This window comes from Paenibacillus sp. 203, from assembly GCF_037027525.1.
Classification (GTDB): Bacteria; Bacillota; Bacilli; order Paenibacillales; family Paenibacillaceae; genus Paenibacillus; species Paenibacillus polymyxa_B.
Genome location: NZ_JAXCHD010000037.1, coordinates 1 through 993, shown reverse-complemented (window position 1 = coordinate 993; position 993 = coordinate 1). Strand labels below are relative to the sequence as shown.

Annotated in this window: 2 rRNA genes; both read left to right on the top strand. The window is 47.7% G+C overall.

Going from position 1 to position 993, the window contains the following annotated elements:
• Positions 1–109: ribosomal RNA gene (locus tag WA407_RS26190) — 16S ribosomal RNA — on the top strand; the annotation flags it as partial.
• A gap of 356 nt (positions 110–465) precedes the next feature.
• Positions 466–993 (top strand): 23S ribosomal RNA (locus WA407_RS26185); the annotation flags it as partial.

The window sequence follows — 993 nt, the reverse complement described above, 5'->3', positions numbered from 1 at the left end:
TCGGTGGGGTAACCCGCAAGGGAGCCAGCCGCCGAAGGTGGGGTAGATGATTGGGGTGAAGTCGTAACAAGGTAGCCGTATCGGAAGGTGCGGCTGGATCACCTCCTTTCTATGGAGAATCGTTTCCGGAGAGCGGAAACATTCAAATATGAAGCGTTAGCTTCAAAAACTACTCACTCGTTGCTCAGTTTTGAGAGTTCAAACTCTCACATCGGATTTCCAAAATATACTTGTATTCAAGTGTTGAGGAATTTGATATGATGTTTTTCCGGGGTTAAAGCCGGAGAGAATATTGCACCTTGAAAACTGGATACCGAAACGAAATTGCGTTTTAGAATATTCCTTTAAGCTGATCTTGTGTAAACAAGTGAAATAAAGGTAGCAGGTAAGGAAAGATCTTTTGCCTTTGGCAAAAATCATTCTTTATCGAACATCGATATTTTCTTTCTTTGAAAGAAAAGTCTAGGTTAAGCTACAAAGAGCACACGGAGGATGCCTAGGCGCCAGGAGCCGACGAAGGACGTGGCGAACAACGATAAAGCCTCGGGGAGCTGTAAGCAAGCTTTGATCCGGGGATGTCCGAATGGGGAAACCCGGCTGTCTTCATCGACAGTCACTTTCTGCTGAATACATAGGCAGAATAGAGGCAGACCAGGGGAACTGAAACATCTAAGTACCCTGAGGAAGAGAAAACAATAGTGATTCCGTCAGTAGCGGCGAGCGAACGCGGATTAGCCCAAACCAAGGAGCTTGCTCCTTGGGGTTGTGGGACGTCTCACATGGAGTTACAAAGGAACCGGTTAGATGAAGAGGTCTGGAAAGGCCCGCCAGAGAAGGTAAAAGCCCTGTAGTTCAAAACTTGTTCTCTCCGAGACGGATCCCGAGTAGTGCGGGGCACGTGAAACCCCGTATGAATCCGGCAGGACCATCTGCCAAGGCTAAATACTCCCTGGCGACCGATAGTGAAGCAGTACCGTGAGGGAAAGGTGAAAA